Raw genomic sequence first — 24,516 nt, 5'->3', positions numbered from 1 at the left:
CGCGGCCGCTACCGTCGCAGCATGCCTCTCGCGAGCGCTCCCCCGCCCGGCACGCCTGTTCCGGGCTCCGTGCGCGTCCTCGCCGACGGCCGGCCGACACGGCTGCTGTGGCGCAATGAGCGCGGCGGCCTCACGGTCGCGATCGACGGCGACGCGCCCGTCGTGGCGAAGTGGAGCCCGCCGGGCGGCCCCGATCTTCGCGCCGAGGCGTCGCGCCTGCGCTGGCTCGCCGAGCGGCATCCCGCACCGCGCGTGCGCGCCTGGCGGGCCGTCGCCGACGGTGAGCTGCTCGTCATGGACGCGCTGTCCGGCGAGAGCGCCGTCGCGCAGCGGTGGCGCGAGGCGCCGGAGGTCGCGGTGCGCGCCATCGCCGAGGGGCTTCGGCGACTGCACGCGCTGCCGATCGACGACTGCCCCTGGTCGTGGCTGCCCGCCGATCGCATCCGCGCTGCTCGCGCGCTCGGGGTGGCCGTGCCGAGCGGCCTCGAGGCGGCGGCGGACGTCGACCACCTGGTCGTGGGCCACGGCGACGCGTGCGCGCCGAACACCATGGTCGACGCGGACGGCCGCTTCCTCGCGACGGTCGACGTGGGCAGGCTCGGGCTCGCCGACCGCTGGTCGGATCTCGCGGTCGCCTCGATGTCGCTGGCCTGGAACCACGGCGAGGGGTTCGAGCCCCTCTTCTGGGACGCCTACGGCATCGAGCCCGACGCGGAGCGCATCGCGCGGTACCGCACGCTGTGGGACGCGGTCGACTGAGGCGTCCGCCGCCGCGCGTCAGCCCAGGAGGGCGGGATCGATGCGCAGCGCCGAGGCGCCGCGGTCGGCCGTGAACACCGCATGCGCCGCCGCGCGCAGGGTGTCGGCACCCTCGCCCGCTCGCACGAGGGTCACGTCGGCGCCGAGCCTGCGCACGGCTGCGCGGCCCACCTCCGCGTACGTCGCACCCGTGGAGCGCTCGAACGTCTCGCGCGTCTCGGGGTAGTCGGCGTGCAGCTCGCGCAGGTCGGCGATGATGTGCGTCGGCCGGTCCTCGGGGATCGCGAGGAGGACGGTGCGCGCCTGGTCGATGCCCGTGAGCACGAGCACGCTCGGGATGCCGGCGCGGTTCGCGCCGCGGATGTCGGTGTCGAGGCGATCGCCGACCATGATCGCCGAGCTCGCTCCGACGCGTTCGATCGCGGCGGCGAAGATCGGCGTCTCGGGCTTGCCCGCCACCTCCGGCATCCGCCCGACCGCGGTGTGCACGGCCGAGACGAGCGTGCCGTTGCCAGGCGCGATGCCCCCGGCCTGCGGGATGGTCCAGTCCATGTTCGTCGCGATCCACGGGATGCCGCGGTGCAGCGCGAAGGCCGCCTCGGCGAGATCCTTCCACCCGACGTGCGGGGCGAACCCCTGCACGACGGCGACCGGATCCTCGGCGGCCGTCCGCACGACGCGGTAGCCGCGCGCCTCGAGCTCGACGGTGATGCCGTCGCCGCCGACGACGAGGATCGCGTCGCCGGCCGTCGCGTGGCGCGCGAGCAGCGGCATCGCCGCCTGCGGGCTCGTGACGACCTGCTCGGCGGTGGTCTCGAGCCCGAGCTCGGACAGGTGGCTCGCCACCTGCGCGTCGGTCCGCGAGGCGTTGTTCGTCAGGTACAGGACGGGCTGCGCGATCGCTCGGATCGCCTCGACGGCGTGCGGCACCGCCGTCGGCCCCGCGTACACGACGCCGTCGAGGTCGAAGAGCACGGCGTCCACGCCGTCGAGCAGCGTCATGCGCGCGGCTCGCCGCTCGTGTCGCCCGATGCCTCCGCCTCAGGTGCGGGCGCGTCGGCCTCGTGGTCCGGCGCATCCGGCTCGTGGTCCGTCGCATCCGCCTCGTGCGCGGGGGCGTCCGGCATCGGCACCGCCTCGGCGGCGGGCTCGGCGGCGACGCGCGCCGGCTCCCCCGCGTCCTCGGGGTCGATCGCGAAGAGCGCGACGTCGGCCTCCGCGGCAGGTGCGGACGTCGCAGCCGGGGTCGACTCGACGTCCGACTCCGTGGCGTCGGCGGGCTCCTCCTCGCGGAGCAGCTCCTCGACCTCGGCCTCGATCGCCTCGACCGAGGTGTCGACGGTCTCCTCCGCGGTGCCCGCCTCGGACTCGGCGGCCTGCGCTGCGCCGTCGTCGCTCGGGTCGGCGTCGGGAGCGTCGGTCGCGGCATCCGCGTCAGCGTCAGCCGCATCGGCGTCCACGTCGGCCACATCCGCGTCCACGTCCGCGTCAGCCACATCGGCGTCCACGTCAACGTTCGCCCTGTCAGCGTCAGCCACGTCAGCGCCAGCCACGTCAGCGCCAGCCATGTCAGCGTCGGCCACGTGCTCCGACGCAGCGTCCACCGGCTCGTCCTCGAGGGCGTCGTCGGCGCGGTCGTCGGCGTCCTCGTCCGTCACGTCGTCAGCCGAGCGCTCGCGCGTCTCGTCGACGTCGTGGTGGTAGGCCTCGCCCTCGATGTCGATCCACTCCTCCGCGACCTGCACGGTCTCGGTCTCGCCGGGATCGGCGGCCGCCTCGAGCGCGTCGATGGCGCGATCGGCGAGGGCGTGCCATTCGGCTGCCTCGTCGGCCTTCCCGAGATCCTCGAGCACGTTCGCGTATGCGGCGAACAGCGCGGGGCTGTACGAGTGGGCGACGTCGCGCTGCAGCTCGGGGATGCGCAGCTCGTCGAGGGCCGACTGCGTCTGGCCGAGGTCGAGGCGTGCACCCGAGCGGGCGATCGCGAGCTCGACGCGTACGGGCGTCGGCAGCGTCGAGGCGTCGACGCTGCGCGACAGCTCGAGGGCCTTCTCGGGCCGGCCGAGGCCGCGCTCGCAGTCGACCATGAGGGGCAGCTGCTCGTCGCTGCCCGTGATGCGTCGGAACGTGCGGAGCTCGCGCAGCGCGAGCCCGAAGTCCTCGAGCTGGTAGGCGGTGATCGCGAGCGTCTCGCGCACGACGCCGATGCGTCCGGCGCGACGGGACGCGGCGAGCGCGTGCTCGTGCGCGGCCTTGGGGTCGTCGTCGATGAGGCGGGCGACCATCGCGAGGTGGCGCGCGACGTCGTCGGCGTTGTCCTTCGCGAGGGTCTTCAGCTGCATGCGTGCCTCGCCGGCGAGGTCGCTCGCCTGCACGTCGGCCGGGATCGCCGGCGCGTCGAAGTCGTCGCGCACCTGCTGGAAGCTCTCCCCCGTGCCGATGCCGCGGTAGCCGTGCTCCTCGCGTCCCGGACGCGCTGCCTCGCGCGGCGGGCGCCGGTCGTCGTCGCGGCGCGGGCCACGGTCGTCACGCTGCTGGAACGGACGCGACCCGCCGTCACGCTGCGGGAAGGGACGCGACCCGCCGTCACGCTGCGCGCCTCGGTCGTCACGCTGCTGGAACGGACGCGACCCGCCGTCACGCTGGGGACCGCGGTCGTCACGCTGCTGGAACGGACGACGCTCGCCATCGCGCGGCGGACGACGATCGTCGTCACGCCGGGGGCCACGGTCGTCGCGCTGCTGGTAGGGACGCGAGCCGCCGTCGCGCTGCGGGCCGCGGTCGTCGCGCTGCTGGTACGGACGACGCTCACCGTCACGCGGGGGACGACGATCGTCGTCACGTCGCGGACCTCGGTCGTCGCGCTGCTGGTAGGGACGCGAGCCCCCGTCACGCTGCGGGCCGCGGTCGTCCCGCTGCTGGTACGGACGACGCTCGCCATCACGCGGCGGACGACGATCGTCGTCACGACGCGGAGCACGGTCATCACGCTGCTGGTACGGACGCGAGCCCCCGTCGCGCTGCTGGTATGGACGCGAGCCGCCGTCACGCTGGGGACCGCGGTCGTCGCGCTGCTGGTAGGGACGACGCTCGCCATCGCGCGGCGGACGACGATCGTCGTCGCGTCGCGGAGCTCGGTCGTCACGCTGCTGGTACGGACGCGAGCCGCCGTCGCGCTGCTGGTACGGACGCGAGCCGCCGTCACGCTGGGGACCGCGATCGTCGCGCTGCTGGAAGGGACGACGCTCACCATCGCGCGGCGGACGACGATCGTCGTCCCGTCGCGGAGCTCGGTCGTCACGCTGCTGGTACGGACGCGAGCCACCGTCGCGCTGCGGGCCACGGTCGTCGCGCTGCTGGAACGGACGACGCTCACCATCACGCGGCGGACGACGATCGTCGTCACGACGCGGAGCACGGTCGTCGCGCTGCTGGAACGGACGACGCTCACCGTCACGCTGCTGGAAGGGACGCGAGCCCCCGTCACGCTGCGGGCCACGGTCGTCACGCTGCTGGAACGGACGACGCTCACCATCACGCGGCGGACGACGATCGTCATCACGACGCGGAGCGCGGTCATCACGCTGCTGATACGGACGCGAGCCGCCGTCGCGCTGCTGGAAGGGACGCGAGCCCCCGTCACGCTGCGGGCCACGGTCGTCCCGCTGCTGGTACGGACGACGCTCACCATCACGCGGCGGACGACGATCGTCGTCACGTCGCGGAGCACGGTCGTCGCGCTGCTGGAACGGACGACGCTCGCCGTCACGCGGCGGGCGACGCTCTCCGTCACGCGGTGCGCCACCTCGAGTGCCACCACTCTCCGACGACCAGCGACGGTCGCCGTCGCGGCGCGGGCCGCCGGGGCGATCCTCGCGCTGACGAGGGCTGCTGTCGTCGCGGCGACCTCCAGAGGGCCGGCCTCCAGTCGGCGATCCATCACGTCGACGGTCGCGGTCCGAGCTGTCAGCCACTGCATTCCTCCTGAGAAAGCAAAAAGGGCCCCAGCATCATGGCTGGGGCCCCTTTCGAAAAAGAAGTCCGGCGGTGTCCTACTCTCCCACAGGGTCCCCCCTGCAGTACCATCGGCGCTGTGAGGCTTAGCTTCCGGGTTCGGAATGTAACCGGGCGTTTCCCTCACGCTATGGCCGCCGAAACACTATTGATGTTTCAGTCGAATCCTAGCGGATTCCTGTTCTCGACCGTCCATCGAGAACCACAAAGTGGACGCAAGCATCGCTCATGCGATGAGTTATCAAGTCATCGGCCTATTAGTACCGGTCAGCTCCACGGGTCGTTAGTCCCCGCTTCCACATCCGGCCTATCAACCCAGTCGTCTGGCTGGGGGCCTCTCGCCCGAAGGCATGGAAGTCTCATCTTGAGGCCGGCTTCCCGCTTAGATGCTTTCAGCGGTTATCCATCCCGAACGTAGCTAATCAGCGGTGCTCCTGGCGGAACAACTGACACACCAGAGGTTCGTCCAACCCGGTCCTCTCGTACTAGGGTCAGATCCTCTCAAACTTCCTACGCGCACAGAGGATAGGGACCGAACTGTCTCACGACGTTCTAAACCCAGCTCGCGTGCCGCTTTAATGGGCGAACAGCCCAACCCTTGGGACCTACTCCAGCCCCAGGATGCGACGAGCCGACATCGAGGTGCCAAACCATGCCGTCGATATGGACTCTTGGGCAAGATCAGCCTGTTATCCCCGAGGTACCTTTTATCCGTTGAGCGACAGCGCTTCCACAAGCCACTGCCGGATCACTAGTCCCGACTTTCGTCCCTGCTCCAGTTGTCACTGTCACAGTCAAGCTCCCTTGTGCACTTACACTCGACACCTGATTGCCAACCAGGTTGAGGGAACCTTTGGGCGCCTCCGTTACTTTTTGGGAGGCAACCGCCCCAGTTAAACTACCCACCAGGCACTGTCCCTGAACCGGATCACGGTTCGAAGTTAGATGTCTAGAGTGACCAGAGTGGTATTTCAACGATGACTCCACCTGAACTAGCGTCCAAGCTTCACAGTCTCCCACCTATCCTACACAAGTCACGCCAAACACCAATACCAAGCTGTAGTAAAGGTCACGGGGTCTTTCCGTCCTTCTGCGCGTAACGAGCATCTTTACTCGTAGTGCAATTTCGCCGAGTTCGCGGTTGAGACAGCTGGGAAGTCGTTACGCCATTCGTGCAGGTCGGAACTTACCCGACAAGGAATTTCGCTACCTTAGGATGGTTATAGTTACCACCGCCGTTTACTGGGGCTTAAATTCAGAGCTTCGCTTGCGCTAACCCCTCCTCTTAACCTTCCAGCACCGGGCAGGCGTCAGTCCGTATACATCGTCTTGCGACTTAGCACGGACCTGTGTTTTTAGTAAACAGTCGCTTCCCACTGGTCTCTGCGGCCGTCAAACGCTCAGGAAGCAAGTTCCATCACGCCTCAGGCCCCCCTTCTCCCGAAGTTACGGGGGCATTTTGCCGAGTTCCTTAACCACGATTCTCTCGATCTCCTTAGTATTCTCTACCTGACCACCTGAGTCGGTTTGGGGTACGGGTGACTTGAACCTCGCGTCGATGCTTTTCTAGGCAGCATAGGATCGTCGACTTCCCTCTAGGGTTCGGCATCGGCTCTCGGGGAATGTAGAAGACGGATTTGCCTATCTTCACCCCTACGACCTTGCCCGGACTCAACCATCGGCCCGGTTCGACTACCTTCCTGCGTCACACCTGTTAATACGCTAGCCGCACCAGCATAGGGTCGAGTGCTAGCCCAAGGACTTCACCCCGAAGGGATCGGTTCCGAGGATTCGGACTCTTAGCATCACTGGATTGACTTGGGCGGTTCTTCGCCAGCGCAGGAATATCAACCTGCTGTCCATCGACTACGCCTGTCGGCCTCGCCTTAGGTCCCGGCTTACCCAGGGAAGATTAGCTTGACCCTGGAACCCTTGGTCTTTCGGAGGACATGTTTCTCACATGTCTTTCGCTACTCATGCCTGCATTCTCACTCGTGCAGCATCCACGGCTGGTTTCCACCGCCGCTTCGCTCGCTGCACGACGCTCTCCTACCGATCCGCACGCCTGGACAGCCATCAAGTGGCTGCCGAGCTGTTGCGCGAATCCCATAACTTCGGTGGTGTGCTTGAGCCCCGTTACATTGTCGGCGCCGAATCACTTGACCAGTGAGCTATTACGCACTCTTTCAAGGGTGGCTGCTTCTAAGCCAACCTCCTGGTTGTCTAAGCAACTCGACATCCTTTTCCACTTAGCACACGCTTAGGGACCTTAGTTGATGGTCTGGGTTGTTTCCCTCTCGACTATGAAGCTTATCCCCCACAGTCTCACTGCTGCGCTCTCACTTACCGGCATTCGGAGTTTGGCTGACGTCAGTAACCTTTTAGGGCCCATCGGCCATCCAGTAGCTCTACCTCCGGCAAGAAACACACAACGCTGCACCTAAATGCATTTCGGAGAGAACCAGCTATCACGAAGTTTGATTGGCCTTTCACCCCTATCCACAGCTCATCCCCTCAGTTTTCAACCTAAGTGGGTTCGGTCCTCCACGAGGTCTTACCCTCGCTTCAACCTGGCCATGGATAGATCACTTCGCTTCGGGTCTAGGACATGCGACTGAATCGCCCTATTCAGACTCGCTTTCGCTACGGCTACCCCACTCGGGTTAACCTCGCCACATATCGCTAACTCGCAGGCTCATTCTTCAAAAGGCACGCCGTCACAGCTACTAGGGCTGCTCCGACGGTTTGTAAGCAAACGGTTTCAGGTACTATTTCACTCCCCTCCCGGGGTACTTTTCACCTTTCCCTCACGGTACTTGTCCGCTATCGGTCATCTGGGAGTATTTAGGCTTACCAGGTGGTCCTGGCAGATTCACACGGGATTTCTCGGGCCCCGTGCTACTTGGGATCCCCCTCGCGCCATAACAGCATTTCGACTACAGGACTGTCACCCTCTATGGTGAGCCTTTCCAAGCTCTTCGTCTATACTGCGCTGTAACGCTTGTCGGTCGGCAGACCAACGTGAAGGGTCCCGCAACCCCGACCATGCAACGCCTGCCGGCTATCACACATGATCGGTTTGGCCTCTTCCGCTTTCGCTCGCCACTACTAACGGAATCACGGTTGTTTTCTCTTCCTGTGGGTACTGAGATGTTTCACTTCCCCACGTTCCCTCTACCCGCCCTATATATTCAGGCGGGAGTCACTGGGTCGGCACGCCGCCCAGCGGGGTTTCCCCATTCGGAGATCCTCGGATCAGGGCTCGTTTATCAGCTCCCCGAGGCTTATCGCAGATTACTACGTCCTTCATCGGCTCCAGATGCCAAGGCATCCACCGTTTGCTCTTAAAGACTTGATCACAACATGAGTATTGTTGGTTATCGGAAGCACCTGACAAGCAGGTGCACCTAATAATTGATCAGAACATCTGGGCTAGGCCCAGAGCTCTAAGATGCTCGCGTCCACTGTGTAGTTCTCAACATACGGTCGGTACCGACACTCCCACGATCGATGATCGGTTCATGCCGGTCCGAGGGTCTGTCCGAAGTCGCCGAAGCGACTGCGTCCGGTCCCTCAGGACCCAACAGCGTGCATGCGCTCCCTCTGAGCTGCGCCTCTGTTCCTTTCCGGCAAGCCGGACGTACTGGGAAGCAGCAGCGCTCGAGGAGCGCCAATGTCAATGTTCCACCCTTGAGCAACCACCGGTCGACGTGTGCGACCGAAGTGGCCCTGGATCGATTTCTCGACCAGATGCTCCTTAGAAAGGAGGTGATCCAGCCGCACCTTCCGGTACGGCTACCTTGTTACGACTTAGTCCTAATTACCGATCCCACCTTCGACGGCTCCCTCCACAAGGGTTAGGCCACCGGCTTCGGGTGTTACCGACTTTCATGACTTGACGGGCGGTGTGTACAAGGCCCGGGAACGTATTCACCGCAGCGTTGCTGATCTGCGATTACTAGCGACTCCGACTTCATGAGGTCGAGTTGCAGACCTCAATCCGAACTGAGACCGGCTTTTTGGGATTCGCTCCACCTTACGGTATTGCAGCCCTTTGTACCGGCCATTGTAGCATGCGTGAAGCCCAAGACATAAGGGGCATGATGATTTGACCTCATCCCCACCTTCCTCCGAGTTGACCCCGGCAGTATCCCATGAGTTCCCACCATTACGTGCTGGCAACATAGGACGAGGGTTGCGCTCGTTGCGGGACTTAACCCAACATCTCACGACACGAGCTGACGACAACCATGCACCACCTGTTTACGAGTGTCCAAAGAGTTCACTGTCTCCAGTGCGTTCTCGTATATGTCAAGCCTTGGTAAGGTTCTTCGCGTTGCATCGAATTAATCCGCATGCTCCGCCGCTTGTGCGGGCCCCCGTCAATTCCTTTGAGTTTTAGCCTTGCGGCCGTACTCCCCAGGCGGGGAACTTAATGCGTTAGCTACGACACGGAGACCGTGGAATGGTCCCCACATCTAGTTCCCAACGTTTACGGCGTGGACTACCAGGGTATCTAAGCCTGTTTGCTCCCCACGCTTTCGCTCCTCAGCGTCAGTAATGGCCCAGAGATCTGCCTTCGCCATCGGTGTTCCTCCTGATATCTGCGCATTCCACCGCTACACCAGGAATTCCAATCTCCCCTACCACACTCTAGTCTGCCCGTACCCACTGCAAGCCCGAGGTTGAGCCTCGGGTTTTCACAGCAGACGCGACAGACCGCCTACGAGCTCTTTACGCCCAATAATTCCGGATAACGCTCGCACCCTACGTATTACCGCGGCTGCTGGCACGTAGTTAGCCGGTGCTTTTTCTGCAGGTACCGTCACTTTCGCTTCTTCCCTGCTAAAAGAGGTTTACAACCCGAAGGCCTTCGTCCCTCACGCGGCGTTGCTGCATCAGGCTTTCGCCCATTGTGCAATATTCCCCACTGCTGCCTCCCGTAGGAGTCTGGGCCGTGTCTCAGTCCCAGTGTGGCCGGTCACCCTCTCAGGCCGGCTACCCGTCGTAGGCTTGGTGAGCCGTTACCTCACCAACTACCTGATAGGCCGCGAGCTCATCCCTGACCGAAGTTCTTTCCAGCTGCTGAAGATGCCTTCTCAGCTCGTATCCGGTATTAGACGTCGTTTCCAACGCTTATCCCAGAGTCAGGGGCAGATTGCTCACGTGTTACTCACCCGTTCGCCACTGATCCGGAGGAGCAAGCTCCTCCTTCACCGTTCGACTTGCATGTGTTAAGCACGCCGCCAGCGTTCATCCTGAGCCAGGATCAAACTCTCCGTAAAGAATGTTTGCATGTCACCGGCAAGCCGGCGACAGCGAGTTTGAATCTGACAAATGATTGTCACTGACAATCTTGTTTGTCCAAAGGAATCTCTTCGCATCCGAGGATGCGCCGAGGTTATTTGGCATTTGACATTGTGCACGCTGTTGAGTTCTCAAGGATCGGGCGCTCTCGACCGCACCCTTCCGGGATTGCATCGAGGCCCTGCTGGTTGCCACGCGACTCTCCGCGAGATGACAACCTGTAAAGGTTAGCACCTCGGCTCGGCCGGAGCAAATCCGGCCTGCCGCAGTCCAGCGGGCGATGCCTGCTGTCCGTGCGACTCGCTGGAGGCGAGGTGGCAACTTGTAGAAGCTACCATCTCGGCTTCGTCGGAGCAAATCCGGCGTGTCGCGCTTCTTGCGAAGTGCGCCGCGCTCTCGGCTCGAGATGGCAACTTGAGAAAGTTAGCATCTCGACTCGAGCGGATCAAATCCGGCGTGTCGCGCTCCGTCCCGGGTGTGAACCCGGTAGGGACTGCGACCAGCGTCGAGTGGCTCTCCACTGTACGAGCAGCGGCACCGAAGTGCAAGACCTGCTGGCCGGCTCTGCGTGGAGGTGGTCCCTCTTGAGGGCCTGGGCCCTTCCGGGCCCGGCACCTTTGGGGTGACGAGTTAGAACAATACGTTGCCGACCCCGCCCCTCCCCAAATCGAGCCGATCCCGGGCGTGTCGCAGCGCACTCCCAGGTTCGTGATCCGCGCCATCGCTGGGCAGTCGGGCGGACGACGCCATCTCGGCACGATGCACGAAGGGGGCCCCGCACGATGCGGGGCCCCCTGGAGGCGTCGTGGCGAGACGGCGTCGAGCCGCCGTCGGGCACGGATCAGCCGGCGTCGACGCCGGCGAGCGACTTCTTGCCGCGGCGCAGCACGGCGTACCTGCCATGGAGCAGTCGGCCCTCGAGGGTCGCGGCGTCGTCCTCGATCCGCTGGTTGTTGACCGAGACCCCGCCCTGCTGGATCGCACGGCGTCCCTCCGACAGCGTGTCGACGAGGCCGGACTCCTGCAGGAGCTGGAGCACGGGTGCATCGGGCAGCGCCGTCACCGTCTCGAGCGACGCGATCGCCGCCGCGAGCGTGTCGACCCCAAGCGCGGCGAGGTCCCCGGAGCCGAAGAGGGCCGCCGACGCCTCGGCCGCCTGCCGCGTCGCGTCGATCCCGTGCACGTAGGCGGTCACCTCGGTCGCGAGCACCCGCTGCGCCTCGCGCCGGAAGGGCGCGTCGGCCACCGCGATCGCGAGCTCGTCGATGCGCTCGCGCGTCAGGAACGTGAAGGCCTTCAGCAGCTGCACCACGATGGCGTCGTCCTGGTTGAGCCAGAACTGGTACATCGCGTACGGCGTCGTGAGGTTCGCGTCGAGCCAGATCGCGTTGCCCTCGCTCTTGCCGAACTTGCGCCCGTCGGGCTCGGTGATGAGGGGCGTCCCGATCGCGTGCACGTGCGCACCCTCGGCCTTGCGGATGAGCTCGGTCCCCGCCGTCAGGTTGCCCCACTGGTCGGAGCCGCCCGTCTGCAGCGTGCAGCCGTAGGTGCGGAAGAGCTCGAGGTAGTCCATGCCCTGGAGCACCTGGTAGCTGAACTCGGCGTACGAGATCCCGTCGTCCGACTCGAGGCGCGCGGCGACCGCGTCCTTCCGCAGCATCGTGCCGACGCGGAAGTGCTTGCCCACCTCCCGCAGGAAGTCGACCGTCGACAGCGGCGCCGTCCAGTCGAGGTTGTTGACGAGCCGCACGGGGTTCTCGCCCTCGGCGACGAGGAAGCGCGAGACCTGCCGCTGCAGGTACGACACCCACTCGGCGACGGTCTCGCGCGCGTTGAGCTGCCGCTCGCTCGTGGGCTTCGGGTCGCCGATGAGCCCGGTCGATCCGCCGACGAGGCCGAGGGGGTGGTGGCCGGCGAGCTGCAGCCTGCGCATGACGACCAGCTGCGCGAGGTTGCCGAGGTGCAGGCTCGGCGCCGTCGGGTCGAAGCCGCAGTAGAACGTGATGGGCTCGCCCCCGAGCGCGGCGCGCAGCGCGTCGGCATCGGTCGAGACGTGCACGGACCCCCGATACACGAGCTCGTCCCAGACGGTCTCGAAGGACGGATCGAGCTGCGTGGGCGCCGTGTGCACGTGCTCCAGCGTAGCCATCCGGGCGTCGCTCGCGCCGCGCGACGTCAAGCCTCCAGGCTTGTGTGACCTGAATCAAGCCTCTAGGCTTGATGTACCGAGGACCTGTCCTGGAGCTGGAGGTGCCGCATGGACGTGATCGTTCTCACGATCGACCGCCGCGGGTCACGCACGCACGCCGACGACGTCGACCAGACGCGGTCGGCGCTCTCCGCCCGCTGGTCGAGGAGGCTCCGCTCCCCCATCGCGAGGTTCGCCGGCGACGAGCTGCAGCTGGTGACGACCGACGCCGTCGCGTGCGTCGGCATCGCGCTCGAGCTCACGCGATCCGGCGACTGGAGCGTCGGCATCGGCATCGGCGCGGGCGTCGTCGCCGACGACCCCGCGGCCTCGACCGGCCCGGCGTTCTTCGCCGCCCGACGCGCCGTCGACCGCGCGAAGCACGCGCCCACCCGCGTGGCGATCGAGGTCGACGTCCACGACGAGGCGCGCGCCGACGGCGCCGACGACCTCGAGGCCGTGCTCTGGCTGCTCGTCGCGCTCCGCGATCGCCGCACCCGCCAGGGCTGGGAGGTCGCCGACCTGCTCGGCCGCGTGGCGACGCAGCGCGACGTCGCCGAGGAGCTCGGCATCTCGGCGAGCGCCGTCTCCGCGCGCGCCGTCGCCGCGGGCATCCGCGTCGAGTCGGTGGGCGTCGCTACCGTCGAGGGCATGCTCGCGAGGCTCATGGGAGGCGCGGATGCGTGACAGGACGATCGTGTGGCACGCCGTCGCCGCCGTCGCCGGCGTCCTCGCCGTCGGCGCGCTCGCCGCGATGGGCCTCGCGTGGCGCATCGACGCGGCCTGGCTCCAGGTGCTCGTCGTCGCCGGCATGACCGCAGCCGGCACGGCGCACGGCGCGAGCATCGTGCACGTCGTCTTCCGCCTCGCCGATCCGCCGCGGCTCGCGCAGCTCGACTCCCCCGGGTCCCAGCCCCGCACGAAGCCCGACCTCGCACCGCCGCAGGGCACGATGCGGGGCGGCTCGATGATCGGCGTGCTCGAGCGCGCCTCGTCGATCCTCGCCATCGTGGTCGCCGAGCCGACGATCCTCGCCGCGATCGTCGCGATCAAGGCGGTCGGCCGCTTCGGCGAGCTCTCGGGCGACGGCCTCGGGGCCGCGGCGCGCATGCGCGAGCGATTCCTGGTCGGCTCGCTCGCGAGCCTCACGATCGCGGGCGTCTGGGGCGTCGCCGCCTCGCTGCTCGTGCGCTGAGCGCGCGGCGCGCACCGCGGCCCGCCGCGTCAGCCGAGCGCGGCCAGGCGCTCGTGCAGCGTCGCCAGCTGCGCCGCGACCGCGGAGGGCGCCGTGCCGCCGACGCCCGACCGGCTCGCGATCGCGCCGTCGACGTCGAGCACCGCGCGCACGCCTGCGGTGAGGCGCGGGTCGATCGCGGCGTAGTCCTCGTCGCTCGGCTCATGCAGCTCGATGCCCCGCTCCTCGCAGTGCTGCACGAGGGCGCCGGCGATCTCGTGCGCCTCGCGGAAGGGCACGCGCTCGCGCACGAGCCACTCGGCGACGTCGGTCGCGAGCGCGAAGCCCTCGGGGGCGAGCGAGCGCATGCGGGCCTCGTCGAAGGTCAGCGTCGCGACCAGCCCCGCGAAGGCCGGGAGGACGAGGTCGAGCTGGTCGACGATGTCGAAGATCGGCTCCTTGTCCTCCTGCAGGTCGCGGTTGTACGCGAGCGGCAGCGCCTTGAGCGTCGCGAGGAGGCCGGTGAGGTCGCCGAGGATCCTGCCCGCCTTGCCGCGGGCGAGCTCGGCGACGTCCGGGTTCTTCTTCTGCGGCATGATCGACGAGCCCGTCGAGAACGCGTCGTGCAGCCGGACGAAGCCGAACTCGCGCGTCGACCAGAGGATGATCTCCTCCGCGAGGCGAGACACGTTCGTCGCGACGAGGGTGCCGACGAATGCGAGCTCCACGACGACGTCGCGCGCGCTCGTCGCGTCGAGCGAGTTCTCCGTCGGCCCGGACAGGCCGAGCTCGCGGGCGACGAGCGCGGGGTCGAGCCCCAGCGAGGAGCCGGCGAGGGCGCCGGCGCCGTAGGGCGACGCGCTCGCGCGGACGCGCCACTGCGCGAGCCGCTCGAGGTCGCGCACGAGCGGCCATGCATGCGCGAGGAGGTGGTGGGACAGCAGCACGGGCTGCGCGTGCTGCAGGTGGGTGCGGCCGGGCATCGGCGCGTTCGGATGCGCCTGCGCCTGCTCGACGAGTGCAGCGATCACGGCCTTCGTCCCGCGCTCGATGCGCTCGGAGGCCTCGAGCATCCACAGGCGCACGAGCGTCGCGATCTGGTCGTTGCGGCTGCGGCCGGCGCGGATGCGGCCTCCGAGGTCGGGGCCGGCGATCGCGATGAGCCCGCGCTCGAGCGCACCGTGCACGTCCTCGTCGGTGGGCGCCGCGGCGAACCTGCCGTCGGCGACCTGCGCCGACAGCTCGTCGAGCGCCGCGTGCATGTCGGCGAGCTCTTCGCTCGTCAGGTGACCGGCGTCGTGCAGCGCGGTCGCGTGCGCCCTCGAGCCGCGGATGTCGTGCTGGGCCAGCCGCCAGTCGAAGTGCGTCGATCGCGACAGCGCCACGAGCTCCGGGCTCGGTCCGTCGGCGAACCGCCCACCCCACAGCGATCCCTCACGCGTTCCCATGCCTCGAGGCTATCGGCCCGCCACGGCGCGCGACGACACGTCGCTCGCCGCCCTCGACACCGCCGAGAGCACCCATTCGAGCGGCCCCTTCGGCAGCAGCGCCCGCCAGATCGTGCAGCCGATCGCGACGCCGAGCGAGAGCCGGATCCACGACCACGGGTCGGAGGAGAAGCCGTCGACGAGGAGGAAGACGACCGCGTGCGCCGTGTACGCGGTGAGGCTCATCGAGCCGATCGCCGCGATCGGGAAGAGCACCCACCGCGCCCAGCGCTGCACGAGCAGGCAGAGGGCGATGACCACGAGCGCGACGCCTGCCGAGCCGAGGAGGTCGAAGCTCGAGCCCGCGTGACCCTCGGGGTCGAGCAGGCTCGTCACGTCGGTGCCGAGCGACCCGCGCAGGCCGGCGAGCAGGAAGTCGTCGACGGGGGCGAGCGCGAGCGGCACGAGGTTCGCGACCGCGATCGCGACGATGCCGACGCCGAGGATCGTCAGCTGCACGCGCCATCGCTCGATCGCCACGCGCCCGATCGCCATGCCCGCGAGCGTGTAGCCGAACCAGGTGATCGCGGGATAGAACCCGGTGAGGACGAGCTCGACGATCGCCGTGTCGACCATGTGCGCCGAGCGCAGGCCGTCGAGCAGCAGCACCCGCACCTGCGGCATCACGAGGATCCAGCCCACGCCGAGCGCGGCGAGCCCCCACCACGGCATCCGCAGGAAGGGCAGGCTCATCGCGAAGAGCACCGCGTAGAACTCGATGATGACCACGAGCTCGGTGCCGAGCGCGACGATGATGCCGCCGACGACGAAGATCAGCGCTGCGCGCACGAGGATGCGCATGCGCGCCTGGAGCAGCGGCAGCCCGTCCGGGATGCGGGTGCGGCCCGCGACGATGGCGACCGCGACGCCGGCGAGCACCGCGAACGTCGCGGATGCGTTGCCCCAGGCGAGCTCGCTCCACGTGCCCGGCTCGAGCCACGCGAACGTGCCGGCCACGGCGCCCGTGTGGACGGCGAACATGCCGAGCACCGCCAGCCCGCGGGCGATGTCGAGTCCGACGATGCGGCCGCCGTCGCCGACGAGGTCGAGGAGTCGACGCACGATCCACGGCCGCGGCGCGCCGATGCCGGGAGGCTGCGGGCTCGGCGTCGCCGTGCGCGACGCGTCCGTCCGCCGCGCCTCGACGGGGCCGTGCGCGACCGGGCCGGCCGCGCGCGAGGACGCGGTCGGCGTCGCCGCCCGCGCCTCCACGCTCAGTCCTGCTCGAGCAGCCAGGCGAGCAGCGCCTTCTGCGCGTGGAGGCGGTTCTCCGCCTCGTCCCAGATGACGCTCTGCGGACCGTCGATCACGGCGGCCTCGACCTCGAACCCGCGGTCGGCGGGCAGGCAGTGGAGGAAGATCGCGTCGCCGGCGGCGAGCGCCATGAGCTCCCGCGTCACCTGGTAGCCGCTGAACGCCGCGAGTCGCTCGGCCTTCTGGTCCTCGCGACCCATCGAGACCCACGTGTCGGTGACGACGACGTCGACGCCGTCGACCGCCTCGGCGGGATCCGACAGCAGCGTGATCGAGCCGCCCGTCTGCGCGGCGATGCGGATCGCGTCGTCGACGATCGCGCGCCGCGGACCGTACGCGACGGGGTGCGCGACGCGCAGGTGGATGCCCGCCGTCGCGCACGCCAGGAGGTACGAGTGGACCATGTTGTCGCCGCCGTCGCCGACGAACGCGACGCGCAACCCGGCCAGCTCGCCCTTGTGCTCGCGGATCGTGAGCAGGTCGGCGAGCAGCTGGCACGGGTGGAAGTCGTCGCTCAGCGCGTTGACGACGGGCACCGTCGTGCCCGCGGCCATCTCCTCGAGGCCCGACTGCGCGTAGGTCCGCCATGCGATGGCGGCGACCTGGCGCTCGAGCACGCGGGCCGTGTCGCTCGCGGTCTCCTTGCCCCCGAGCTGGCTCGACGCCGTCGAGATGACGAGCGGGACGCCGCCGAGGTCGGCGATGCCGACCGCGAAGGACACGCGCGTGCGCGTCGACGACTTGTCGAAGATGACGGCGACGGTCTGCGGGCCCGCGAGCGGACGCTCGCCGAAGCGATCGACCTTCATGCGCGCGGCGCGGTCGAGGATCGCGGACTGCTCCGCGGGGCTCAGGTCGTCGTCGCGCAGGAGGTGACGGGTCATGCGATGCCTTCCGTGTTCGCGTGGACCTCGGTGCCGGAGCCCGAGTCGGTGAAGATCTCGAGCAGCACGGCGTGCGGCTCGCGGCCGTCGACGATCGCGGCCTTCGCGACGCCGCCCTCGACGGCGTCGACGCATGCCTGCATCTTCGGGATCATGCCGCTCGCGAGGCCGGGCAGCAGGGTCCGCAGCTCGTCCACGTCGATCGAGGACACGAGCGAGTCGGTGTCGGGCCAGTCGCGGTAGAGGCCCGCGACGTCGGTGAGGACGACGAGCTTCTCGGCGCGCAGCGCGACGGCGAGGGCCGCCGCCGCCGCGTCGGCGTTGACGTTGAGCGACTCGCCGGGGCGGTCGCGGTCGGGTGCGACGGACGACACGACGGGGATCACGCCGTCGTCGAGCAGCCGCTGCACGGCGCGCGGCTCGACCTCCACGATGTCGCCCACGTGACCGAGGTCGATCTCGACGCCGTCCACGACGACGCCGCGACGGACGGCCTGGAAGAGCCCCGCGGACTCGCCCGAGAGGCTCACCGCATGCGGGCCGTGCTCGTTGACGAGCGACACGAGCGTCTGCGAGACCTCGCCCGTGAGCACCATGCGCACGACCTTCATCGCCTCGGCGCTCGTGACGCGGTAGCCGCCGGCGAACTCGCTCTCGATGCCGTGGCGCGCGAGCTCCGCGGAGATCTGCGGGCCGCCCCCGTGCACGACGACGGGCTTGATGCCCACGTGGTGCAGGTAGACGACGTCCTGGGCGAAGGAGCGCTGCAGCTCCTCGTTCACCATGGCGTTGCCGCCGTACTTGATGACCATCGTCGCGCCGCGGAACCGCTGCAGCCACGGCAGCGACTCGACGAGGGTCGCGGCCTTCGCCGCGGGCGTCGCGCTCGGTGCGCTCGATGTCGTCATGCTCGTCCGTCAGCTCGCGTAGGCGGAGTTCTCATGCACGTAGTCGTGCGTGAGGTCGTTCGTGCGGATCGTCGCGGCCGCGTCGCCCACGCGCAGGTCGACGACGATGCGCGTCGTGCGCGGCGCGAGGTCGACCTCCTCGCGCGGACGATCGGGACCGCCGGCCGTGCAGACGCGCACCCCGTTGAAGGACACGTCGACGTCGTAGGGGTCGAAGCGCGCATCCGTCGTGCCGATCGCGGCGAGCACGCGCCCCCAGTTGGGGTCGTTGCCGAAGATCGCCGCCTTGAAGAGGTTGCTGCGAGCGATGGAACGGCCGACGACGACGGCCTCGTCCTCGCTCGCCGCTCCGACCACCTCGATGGCGACGTCATGGCTCGCGCCCTCGGCATCCGCCTGCAGGCGCGCGGCGAGCTCGTCGCTCGCGGCCGTGATCGCGGCGGCGAGCTCGCCGGCGTCGGGTGCGATGCCCGAGGCGCCGGAGGCGAGGAGCACGACCGTGTCGTTCGTCGACATGCAGCCGTCGGAGTCGAGCCGGTCGAACGTCACGCGGGTCGCGGCGCGCAGCGCGGCGTCGAGCACGGCGGCGTCGGCCACCGCGTCCGTCGTGAGCACGACGAGCATCGTCGCGAGCCCGGGCGCGAGCATGCCTGCGCCCTTCGCCATGCCGCCGACGCTCCACCCCTCGCGCACGACGTGCACCTGCTTCGCGACCGAGTCGGTCGTCATGATGGCATGCGCGGCGTCCTCGCCGCCGTCGGCCGAGAGCGCGGCGGCGGCGCCGTCCATCCCGCGCAGCACGCCGTCGCGGAAGGTCTGGTCGCCGACGCCGATGAGGCCCGTCGAGCACACGACGACGTCCTGCGCGTCGATGCCCACGAGCTCGGCGACGCGCTCGGCGGTCGCATGCGTCGTCTGGAAGCCGAACGACCCCGTGAAGCAGTTCGCGCCCCCCGAGTTGAGCGCGACGGCGCGCGCCCGGCCGTCGGCGATGGCCTGCTCGCTCCAGAGCACGGGGTTCGCCTTCGCGCGGTTGGCGGTGAAGACCGCGGCGGCCGCGTCGAGCGGGCCGTCGTTCACGACGAGCGCGACGTCGAGCGCGCCCGAGGACTTGAGCCCCGCCGCGACGCCTGCGGCGCGGAAGCCCGCCGGCGCGGTGACGCTCACGGTGCGAGCCCGTCGGTCGTCAGGCCGAGGTGCTCGTCGAGCCCGAGCGCGATGTTCGCCGACTGGATGGCGGCGCCCGCGGTGCCCTTGCCGAGGTTGTCGATCGCGCAGACCACGACGACGCGGCCGGCCCGCTCGTCGACCGTGACGCCCATGACCGCGGAGTTCGACCCGACGACGTCGCTCACGCGCGGCGTCTCGCCGTGCGGCAGCACGTGCACGAAGCGCTCCTCCGCGTACGCGCTGTGCCACGCGGAGAGCACCTCGTCGACGCTCGTGCCCTCGTGCAGCGGCGCCGTCACGGTCGCGAGGATGCCGCGCGCCATGGGCACGAGCACGGGCGTGAAGGAGATGCGCACCTCGTCGGCGCCTGCCGCGCGGAGGTTCTGCTCGATCTCGGGGATGTGGCGATGCGTGCCGCCGACGGCGTACGCCTGCGCGTTGCCGAGGAGCTCCGAGGCCAGCAGGTGCGTCTTGAGCGCACGACCCGCGCCGCTCGGGCCGACGGCGAGCACGGCCACGACGTCGGTCGCATCGACGAGCCCAGCCTGCACGCCCGGCGCGAGCGCGAGCGTCACGGCCGTGACGTTGCAGCCGGGCACCGCGATGCGCCGCACGCCCCGCAGGTTGCGACGCTGCAGCGCGTCCCCGTCGGGCAGCTCGGGCAGCCCGTAGGGCCAGGCGCCGCCCCAGCCGTCGCCGTAGAAGGCGCGCCAGTCGTCCTCCGAGCGCAGCCGGTGATCGGCGCCGCAGTCGACGACGAGGACGTCGTCCGGCAGCTGCGCGGCGATCGCGGCGCTCTGCCCGTGCGGCAGCGCGAGGAAGACGACGTCGTGGCCCTGCAGCTGCGCGGCCGTCGTCTCGACGAACGAGAGCGCCGCGAGCGATCGCAGGTTCGGGTGGACGGCGAGCAGGGGCTGACCGGCGTTCGAGTGCGCCGTGACGGTCGCGACCTCGAGCTCCGGGTGCTGGGTCAGCAGGCGCAGGAGCTCGCCACCGGCGTAGCCACTCGCACCCGCCACGGCGACGGAGACAGACATGCGCCAAGGCTACTGGGGCCGCGATGCAACCCGATCCACGTCGGCGACCGCCGTCCACGGGCGGCGACCGCCCTCACGCCTCGAAGTCGACCCGCACCTCGCTCGTGACCTCGATGTCGCTGCCCTGGAGCTCGATGGACGTGTCGGCTGCCGCTGCCGCGCGCATCCCCATCGCCTTCGGCTGCGGCGGGAAGCGCGGCGCGTCGTCGAGCCCGGCCTCGCGGATGCTCGCGATGCGCGGCTGCGAGAGGCCGGCCGCGGCCGCGAAGTCTGCAGCCTTCCGCTGGGCGTCGGCGATCGCCTCGGCGCGAGCGCGCGAGCCGAGCGCGTGCGTCGTCTCGTCGGCGAGCGACCACTGGATGCCGCCGACCTGGTGCACGGGGCGCGTCGCGACGCTGCCGATCCACGCGCCGAGCGCCTCGAAGTCGCCGAAGGTGACGTGCACGCTCGCGGCGGCGTCGAAGACGAGCTCGCGTCGCTTGCCGTCGCCGATCCACTGCTCGTGATGGCTGACGACGACGCGATCGGCATGCCACCGCTCGGCCTGTCCGCCATCGACGAAGGCGCGCGCGTCGGCGGCGATGGCGGCGTGCGCCTCGCTCACGACGCGGATGGCCTCCTCCGGGTGCTTCGCGCGGTGCTGCGTCTGCACGACGACCGTCGCGCGCTCCGCGGGTGCTCGCTCGACGCCGATGCCGGACACGGTGATGTGGGTCATGGCCCGGATGCTATCCCCGTCGCCCGTGCGGCCGCCGGGATGGCGTCGCGCCGTCGAGCGCTCCCCGCGACCGGTCGACGACGCATCCCGACCGGTCGCGGTCGACTCAGTCGCGGAGGGCCGCGCCCGTGCGCTCGGTCGCGAGCGCGAGGCCCGCGAGCTTCGCCTCCGTGGCCTGCGCGGCCGTGAGGGTGCGCTCGGGATCGCGGAAGCGCAGCGCGAACGTCAGCGACTTCGCGCCGGACAGGTCGGCGCCGCGGTAGTCGTCGACGAGCGCGACGTGCTCGAGCAGCGCGCCGGCACCCTCGCGGACGGCCGCGAGCACGTCGCCCGCGGGCACCGACGCGTCGACGACGACCGAGAGGTCCTGCGTCGCAGCCGGGGTCGCGCCGATCGTGGCGGTGTCGAGGCTCACGCGAGCGAGGCCGACGAGCACGTCGAGGTCGAGCTCGACGACCGCCACCTGCCTCGGCAGGTCGGCGTCCGTCGCGATCGACGGCAGCAGCTCGCCGGCGACGCCGACGACGTGCTCGCCGACGAGCACCTCGGCGGTGCGGCCGGGGTGCAGCCAGTCGCGCTGCGCCTGGCGGACGACGACGTCGAGCCCGAGCGTGCGCGCGACGCGGCGCGCGACGTCGACGGCGTCGGCGACGCCGTACGGCTCGCGCGGCTGACCCGGCTGCTTCGCGAGGCGCGCGCCCAGCAGCAGCGCGCCCACGTGACGCGGCTGCGTCGGCAGCGCGTCGAGCGTCGCGAGGGTGTCGTCGTCGGGGCGCACGGCCCCCGCGGGCACCGCGTCGGTGCCGTGCTCGCCCTCGATTCGGAAGACAGCACCGACCTCGAACAGCGCGAGGTCGGTGAGCCCCCGGCCGACGTTGCGCTGCGCCGTCTCGACGAGGCCCGGCACGAGCGCGGTGCGCAGGAACGGACGGCGCTCGTCGAGCGGGTTCGTGAGCCGCACGGGCTCGTGCCCGACGCGTCGCGCATCCGCCTCGGCCTGGAACGGGGCGACGAGCACCTCGGTGAGGCCGCTCGCGGCCAGCGCGTTCGACACGTTCCGGCGCAGGCGCTGCGGACGCGTGAGGCCGCGGCCCGACGGCGGCGACGGGAGGACGGAGGGGATGCGGTCGTAGCCGACGACGCGGGCCGCCTCCTCGACGAGGTCGACGCGCTCGGCGATGTCGGGCCTCCACGTGGGCGGGGTGACGCGCCACGTGCCGCCGGTGGCGTCGGCGACCGTCGCGCCGATCGCCTCGAGCGCCGCACGCACCTCGTCGTCGCCGTAGACGGCGCCCGTGACGCGGGCGGCGTCCTGCGGCGCGAAGGCGATCGTCGGCGGCGTCGGCACCTGGCCGACGGATGCTCCGAGCTCGTCGACGGTGCCGCCCGCGAGCTCGACGAGCAGGTCGACGACGCGCTGCGCCGCGGCGTCCTGCAGCGCGGGGTCGACCCCGCGCTCGAAGCGCCTCGACGCCTCGCTCCACAGGCGGTGCCGGCGCGCGGTGCGCGCGACCGAGATGCCGTGGAACCACGCCGACTCGACGAGCACGTCGGTCGTCGCGGCCGACATCTCGGTGCGGGCACCGCCCATGACGCCCGCGAGCCCGACGGGACCCTCGTCGTCGCAGATGAGGAGGTCCTCGGCGTCGAGCGTGCGCGTGACGTCGTCGAGCGTGACGAGGGTCTCCCCCGCCGTCGCGCGACGCACCGTGATGCCGCCGCGCAGCAGATCGAGGTCGTACCCGTGGATCGGCTGGCCGAGCTCGAGCATGACGTAGTTCGTGACGTCGACGGCGAGCGAGATGGGTCGCATGCCCGCGAGCGTCAGCCGCTGCTGCATCCAGCGGGGCGTCGCGCGCGTCGCGTCGATGCCGCGCACGACGCGCGCGACGAGGCGGCCGCAGCCCACGACGCCGCGGATCGGGGCGTCGTCGGCGATCGAGACGCGGAAGCCGTCGCCCGATCCCGTCGTCACGTCGGCGGGATCGCGGAACGACCAGCCGGTGGAGAGCGCGAGCTCGCGGGCCATGCCGCGGATCGACAGCACGTAGCCGCGGTCGGGCGTGACGTTGACCTCGATGGCGACGTCGTCGAGGCCGAGGAGCGCGAGCGCGTCGTCCCCGGGCTGCGCGTCGAGGCCCTTGGCGTTCAGGCGGAGGATGCCGTCGTGGTCGTCGCCGAGGCCGAGCTCGCGCTCGGACGCGATCATGCCGTCGGAGACGTGCCCGTAGGTCTTCCGCGCGGAGATCGCGAAGCCGCCGGGCAGCACGGCCCCCGGCAGCGAGACGACGACGAGGTCGTCGACGAGGAAGTTGGCGGCGCCGCACACGATGCCGCGCGGCTCGGCCTCGCCGACGTCGACCTGCACCCAGCGGACCGTCTTGCCGTTCGTGTGCTCCTCGGCGTCGAAGGACAGCACGCGGCCGACGACGAGCGGGCCCGTGACGTCGCCGCCGTGGAGCGCCTCCTCCTCGAGGCCGACGCGGACGAGCGCCGCGTGGACGTCGTCGCCGGTCGTGCCCGCGGGCACCTCGACGAGCTCGCGGAGCCAGGACATGGGAGCGCGCATCAGATCACCATCCCGAACTGCTCGGAGAAGCGCACGTCGCCCTCGATCATGTCGCGCATGTCGTCGAGCTGGTAGCGGAACTGCAGGGTGCGCTCGATGCCCATGCCGAACGCGAAGCCGGAGTAGCGGTCGGGGTCGACGCCCGCCGCGCGCAGCACGTTGGGGTGCACCATGCCGCAGCCGCCCCACTCGACCCAGCGGGGACCTCCGCGCATGCCGGGATGCCAGACGTCCATCTCGGCGCTCGGCTCGGTGAACGGGAAGTGGTTCGGGCGCAGGCGGATCCTCGCCTCCTCGCCGAACATCGCGCGGGCGAGGTGCTCGAGCGTGCCGCGCAGGTGGGCCATCGTGATGCCCTCGTCGACGGCCAGGCCCTCGATCTGCGTGAAGACGGGCAGGTGCGTCGCGTCGATCTCGTCGGTGCGATACGTGCGGCCGGGGGCGACGACGTACACGGGCAGGTCGCGCGTGAGCAGCGACCGGACCTGCACGGGGCTCGTCTGCGTGCGCAGCACGAGGTGCTTCGAGGCGGGCTCGACGTAGAAGGTGTCGGACTCGCCGCGGGCGGGGTGGTCCGGGTCGACGTTCAGCGCGTCGAAGTTGTACCACTCGTGCTCGAGCTCGGGACCCTCCGCGACCTCCCAGCCCATGCCGGTGAAGATGTCGGCCATCTCGTCCATGAGCAGCGTGAGCGGATGCCGCGAGCCGGCGCGCTGCCGCGTCGGCAGCGCCGTGACGTCGACGGCCTCCGCGGCGAGGCGCGCCTGCTCCTCGGCGACGGCAAGCTCGCCCTGACGGGCCTCGATCGCCTGGGAGACCCGACCGCGAGCCTGGCCGATCGCGGCGCCGGCCTCCTTGCGGAGCTCGGGGGCGAGGTCGCGCAGCGAGCCGTTGAGCGAGGCGAGCTCGCTCCCCTGGCCGTTGTGCGCGGACTTGGCGGACTGGAGCTCCGCGACCGTGGTCGCGTTCGCGATGGCCTCGAGCGCCGCCGTCACGGCGGCCTCGAGCCTCGTCGTCAGATCGGGGGTGGACACAGTCGCCCATCGT

At 69.5% G+C, this 24,516-nt stretch carries 15 protein-coding genes and 3 rRNA genes; 3 read left to right on the top strand and 15 right to left on the bottom strand.

Annotation, left to right across the window (positions count from 1 at the left end; all coding sequences use genetic code 11):
* Positions 1-21: 21 nt before the first annotated feature.
* Positions 22-759, top strand: a complete 738-nt coding sequence (locus ABD249_RS11090; RefSeq protein ID WP_344343502.1) for a phosphotransferase — start codon at positions 22-24, stop codon at positions 757-759.
* A gap of 18 nt (positions 760-777) precedes the next feature.
* On the opposite strand, the gene ABD249_RS11085 is transcribed toward ABD249_RS11090, so the two are convergent.
* The 6 genes from ABD249_RS11085 to tyrS form a co-directional block, all read right to left on the bottom strand.
* Positions 778-1,761 carry an HAD-IIA family hydrolase gene (locus ABD249_RS11085; RefSeq protein ID WP_344343500.1) on the bottom strand — a complete coding sequence of 328 codons (984 nt, stop codon included), beginning with the start codon at positions 1,759-1,761 and terminating at the stop codon, positions 778-780.
* Positions 1,758-3,173, bottom strand: a complete 1,416-nt coding sequence (locus ABD249_RS11080; RefSeq protein ID WP_344343498.1) for a hypothetical protein — start codon at positions 3,171-3,173, stop codon at positions 1,758-1,760. Before ABD249_RS11080 ends, ABD249_RS11085 begins: the two co-directional genes overlap by 4 nt.
* A 1,625-nt stretch (positions 3,174-4,798) precedes the next feature.
* Positions 4,799-4,915, bottom strand: a 5S ribosomal RNA gene (gene rrf / locus ABD249_RS11075).
* Between the two features lie 95 nt (positions 4,916-5,010).
* Positions 5,011-8,131, bottom strand: a 23S ribosomal RNA gene (locus ABD249_RS11070).
* 403 nt (positions 8,132-8,534) lie between these two features.
* Positions 8,535-10,058 (bottom strand): 16S ribosomal RNA (locus ABD249_RS11065).
* The 16S, 23S and 5S rRNA genes sit together here, the layout of an rRNA operon.
* Before the next feature lie 863 nt (positions 10,059-10,921).
* Positions 10,922-12,211 (bottom strand): tyrosine--tRNA ligase, encoded by a 1,290-nt coding sequence (tyrS, locus tag ABD249_RS11060; protein WP_425546321.1) that lies wholly within the window; start codon positions 12,209-12,211, stop codon positions 10,922-10,924.
* A gap of 126 nt (positions 12,212-12,337) precedes the next feature.
* Here tyrS and ABD249_RS11055 point away from each other — a divergent pair, with 126 nt between their 5' ends.
* Both ABD249_RS11055 and ABD249_RS11050 read left to right on the top strand, forming a co-directional pair.
* Complete coding sequence (locus tag ABD249_RS11055) at positions 12,338-12,955, top strand: DNA-binding protein (protein WP_344343494.1); 618 nt, start codon at positions 12,338-12,340, stop codon at positions 12,953-12,955.
* A complete protein-coding gene (locus ABD249_RS11050; RefSeq protein WP_344343492.1) occupies positions 12,948-13,463 on the top strand; it encodes a hypothetical protein in 516 nt (171 codons plus the stop codon). The genes ABD249_RS11055 and ABD249_RS11050 overlap by 8 nt, the downstream gene beginning before the upstream one ends.
* Positions 13,464-13,492: 29 nt before the next feature.
* Here the strand turns inward: ABD249_RS11050 and argH are convergent, their stop codons facing one another.
* The 9 genes from argH to pheS all read right to left on the bottom strand — a co-directional run bounded on the left by argH (position 13,493) and on the right by pheS (position 24,503).
* Entirely contained in the window at positions 13,493-14,890 is a 1,398-nt protein-coding gene (gene argH, locus ABD249_RS11045; protein WP_344343490.1) for an argininosuccinate lyase, read from the bottom strand.
* A 9-nt stretch (positions 14,891-14,899) separates the two neighbouring features.
* On the bottom strand, positions 14,900-16,141 hold the full coding sequence (locus tag ABD249_RS11040; RefSeq protein ID WP_344343488.1) for a heparan-alpha-glucosaminide N-acetyltransferase domain-containing protein: 1,242 nt from the start codon (positions 16,139-16,141) through the stop codon (positions 14,900-14,902).
* A gap of 2 nt (positions 16,142-16,143) precedes the next feature.
* A complete protein-coding gene (gene argF, locus ABD249_RS11035) occupies positions 16,144-17,067 on the bottom strand; it encodes an ornithine carbamoyltransferase (protein WP_344343486.1) in 924 nt (307 codons plus the stop codon).
* The gene (gene argB / locus ABD249_RS11030) at positions 17,064-17,975 is read right to left on the bottom strand and encodes an acetylglutamate kinase (RefSeq protein ID WP_344343484.1); all 912 of its coding nucleotides are present in this window, start codon (positions 17,973-17,975) and stop codon (positions 17,064-17,066) included. Before argB ends, argF begins: the two co-directional genes overlap by 4 nt.
* Positions 17,976-17,984: 9 nt before the next feature.
* The gene (gene argJ / locus ABD249_RS11025) at positions 17,985-19,142 is read right to left on the bottom strand and encodes a bifunctional glutamate N-acetyltransferase/amino-acid acetyltransferase ArgJ (RefSeq protein WP_344343482.1); all 1,158 of its coding nucleotides are present in this window, start codon (positions 19,140-19,142) and stop codon (positions 17,985-17,987) included.
* Positions 19,139-20,182, bottom strand: coding sequence for an N-acetyl-gamma-glutamyl-phosphate reductase (gene argC / locus ABD249_RS11020; RefSeq protein WP_344343480.1), 1,044 nt, complete (start codon positions 20,180-20,182; stop codon positions 19,139-19,141). The genes argJ and argC overlap by 4 nt, the downstream gene beginning before the upstream one ends.
* A gap of 73 nt (positions 20,183-20,255) precedes the next feature.
* On the bottom strand, positions 20,256-20,900 hold the full coding sequence (locus ABD249_RS11015) for an SIMPL domain-containing protein (RefSeq protein ID WP_344343478.1): 645 nt from the start codon (positions 20,898-20,900) through the stop codon (positions 20,256-20,258).
* A gap of 106 nt (positions 20,901-21,006) precedes the next feature.
* Positions 21,007-23,469 carry a phenylalanine--tRNA ligase subunit beta gene (gene pheT / locus ABD249_RS11010; protein WP_344343476.1) on the bottom strand — a complete coding sequence of 821 codons (2,463 nt, stop codon included), beginning with the start codon at positions 23,467-23,469 and terminating at the stop codon, positions 21,007-21,009.
* Complete coding sequence (gene pheS, locus ABD249_RS11005; RefSeq protein WP_344343474.1) at positions 23,469-24,503, bottom strand: phenylalanine--tRNA ligase subunit alpha; 1,035 nt, start codon at positions 24,501-24,503, stop codon at positions 23,469-23,471. The genes pheT and pheS overlap by 1 nt, the downstream gene beginning before the upstream one ends.
* Positions 24,504-24,516: the final 13 nt, after the last annotated feature.

The sequence above is a fragment of the Agrococcus versicolor genome (assembly GCF_039531815.1).
GTDB classification, from domain to species: domain Bacteria; phylum Actinomycetota; class Actinomycetes; order Actinomycetales; family Microbacteriaceae; genus Agrococcus; species Agrococcus versicolor.
The sequence above is the reverse complement of the archived record's forward strand: the minus strand, read 5'-3'. Positions and strand labels throughout refer to the sequence as shown.

What these genes read in the sequence shown, in the direction of transcription:
- ABD249_RS11090 (WP_344343502.1), top strand. Translation starts at nt 22, where the DNA reads ATGCCTCTCGCGAGCGCTCCCCCGCCCGGCACGCCTGTTCCGGGCTCC.
- ABD249_RS11085 (WP_344343500.1), bottom strand. Translation starts at nt 1,761, where the DNA reads ATGACGCTGCTCGACGGCGTGGACGCCGTGCTCTTCGACCTCGACGGC.
- ABD249_RS11055 (WP_344343494.1), top strand. Translation starts at nt 12,338, where the DNA reads ATGGACGTGATCGTTCTCACGATCGACCGCCGCGGGTCACGCACGCAC.
- ABD249_RS11050 (WP_344343492.1), top strand. Translation starts at nt 12,948, where the DNA reads ATGCGTGACAGGACGATCGTGTGGCACGCCGTCGCCGCCGTCGCCGGC.
- argH (WP_344343490.1), bottom strand. Translation starts at nt 14,890, where the DNA reads ATGGGAACGCGTGAGGGATCGCTGTGGGGTGGGCGGTTCGCCGACGGA.
- argF (WP_344343486.1), bottom strand. Translation starts at nt 17,067, where the DNA reads ATGACCCGTCACCTCCTGCGCGACGACGACCTGAGCCCCGCGGAGCAG.
- argB (WP_344343484.1), bottom strand. Translation starts at nt 17,975, where the DNA reads ATGACGACATCGAGCGCACCGAGCGCGACGCCCGCGGCGAAGGCCGCG.
- argC (WP_344343480.1), bottom strand. Translation starts at nt 20,182, where the DNA reads ATGTCTGTCTCCGTCGCCGTGGCGGGTGCGAGTGGCTACGCCGGTGGC.
- ABD249_RS11015 (WP_344343478.1), bottom strand. Translation starts at nt 20,900, where the DNA reads ATGACCCACATCACCGTGTCCGGCATCGGCGTCGAGCGAGCACCCGCG.
- pheT (WP_344343476.1), bottom strand. Translation starts at nt 23,469, where the DNA reads ATGCGCGCTCCCATGTCCTGGCTCCGCGAGCTCGTCGAGGTGCCCGCG.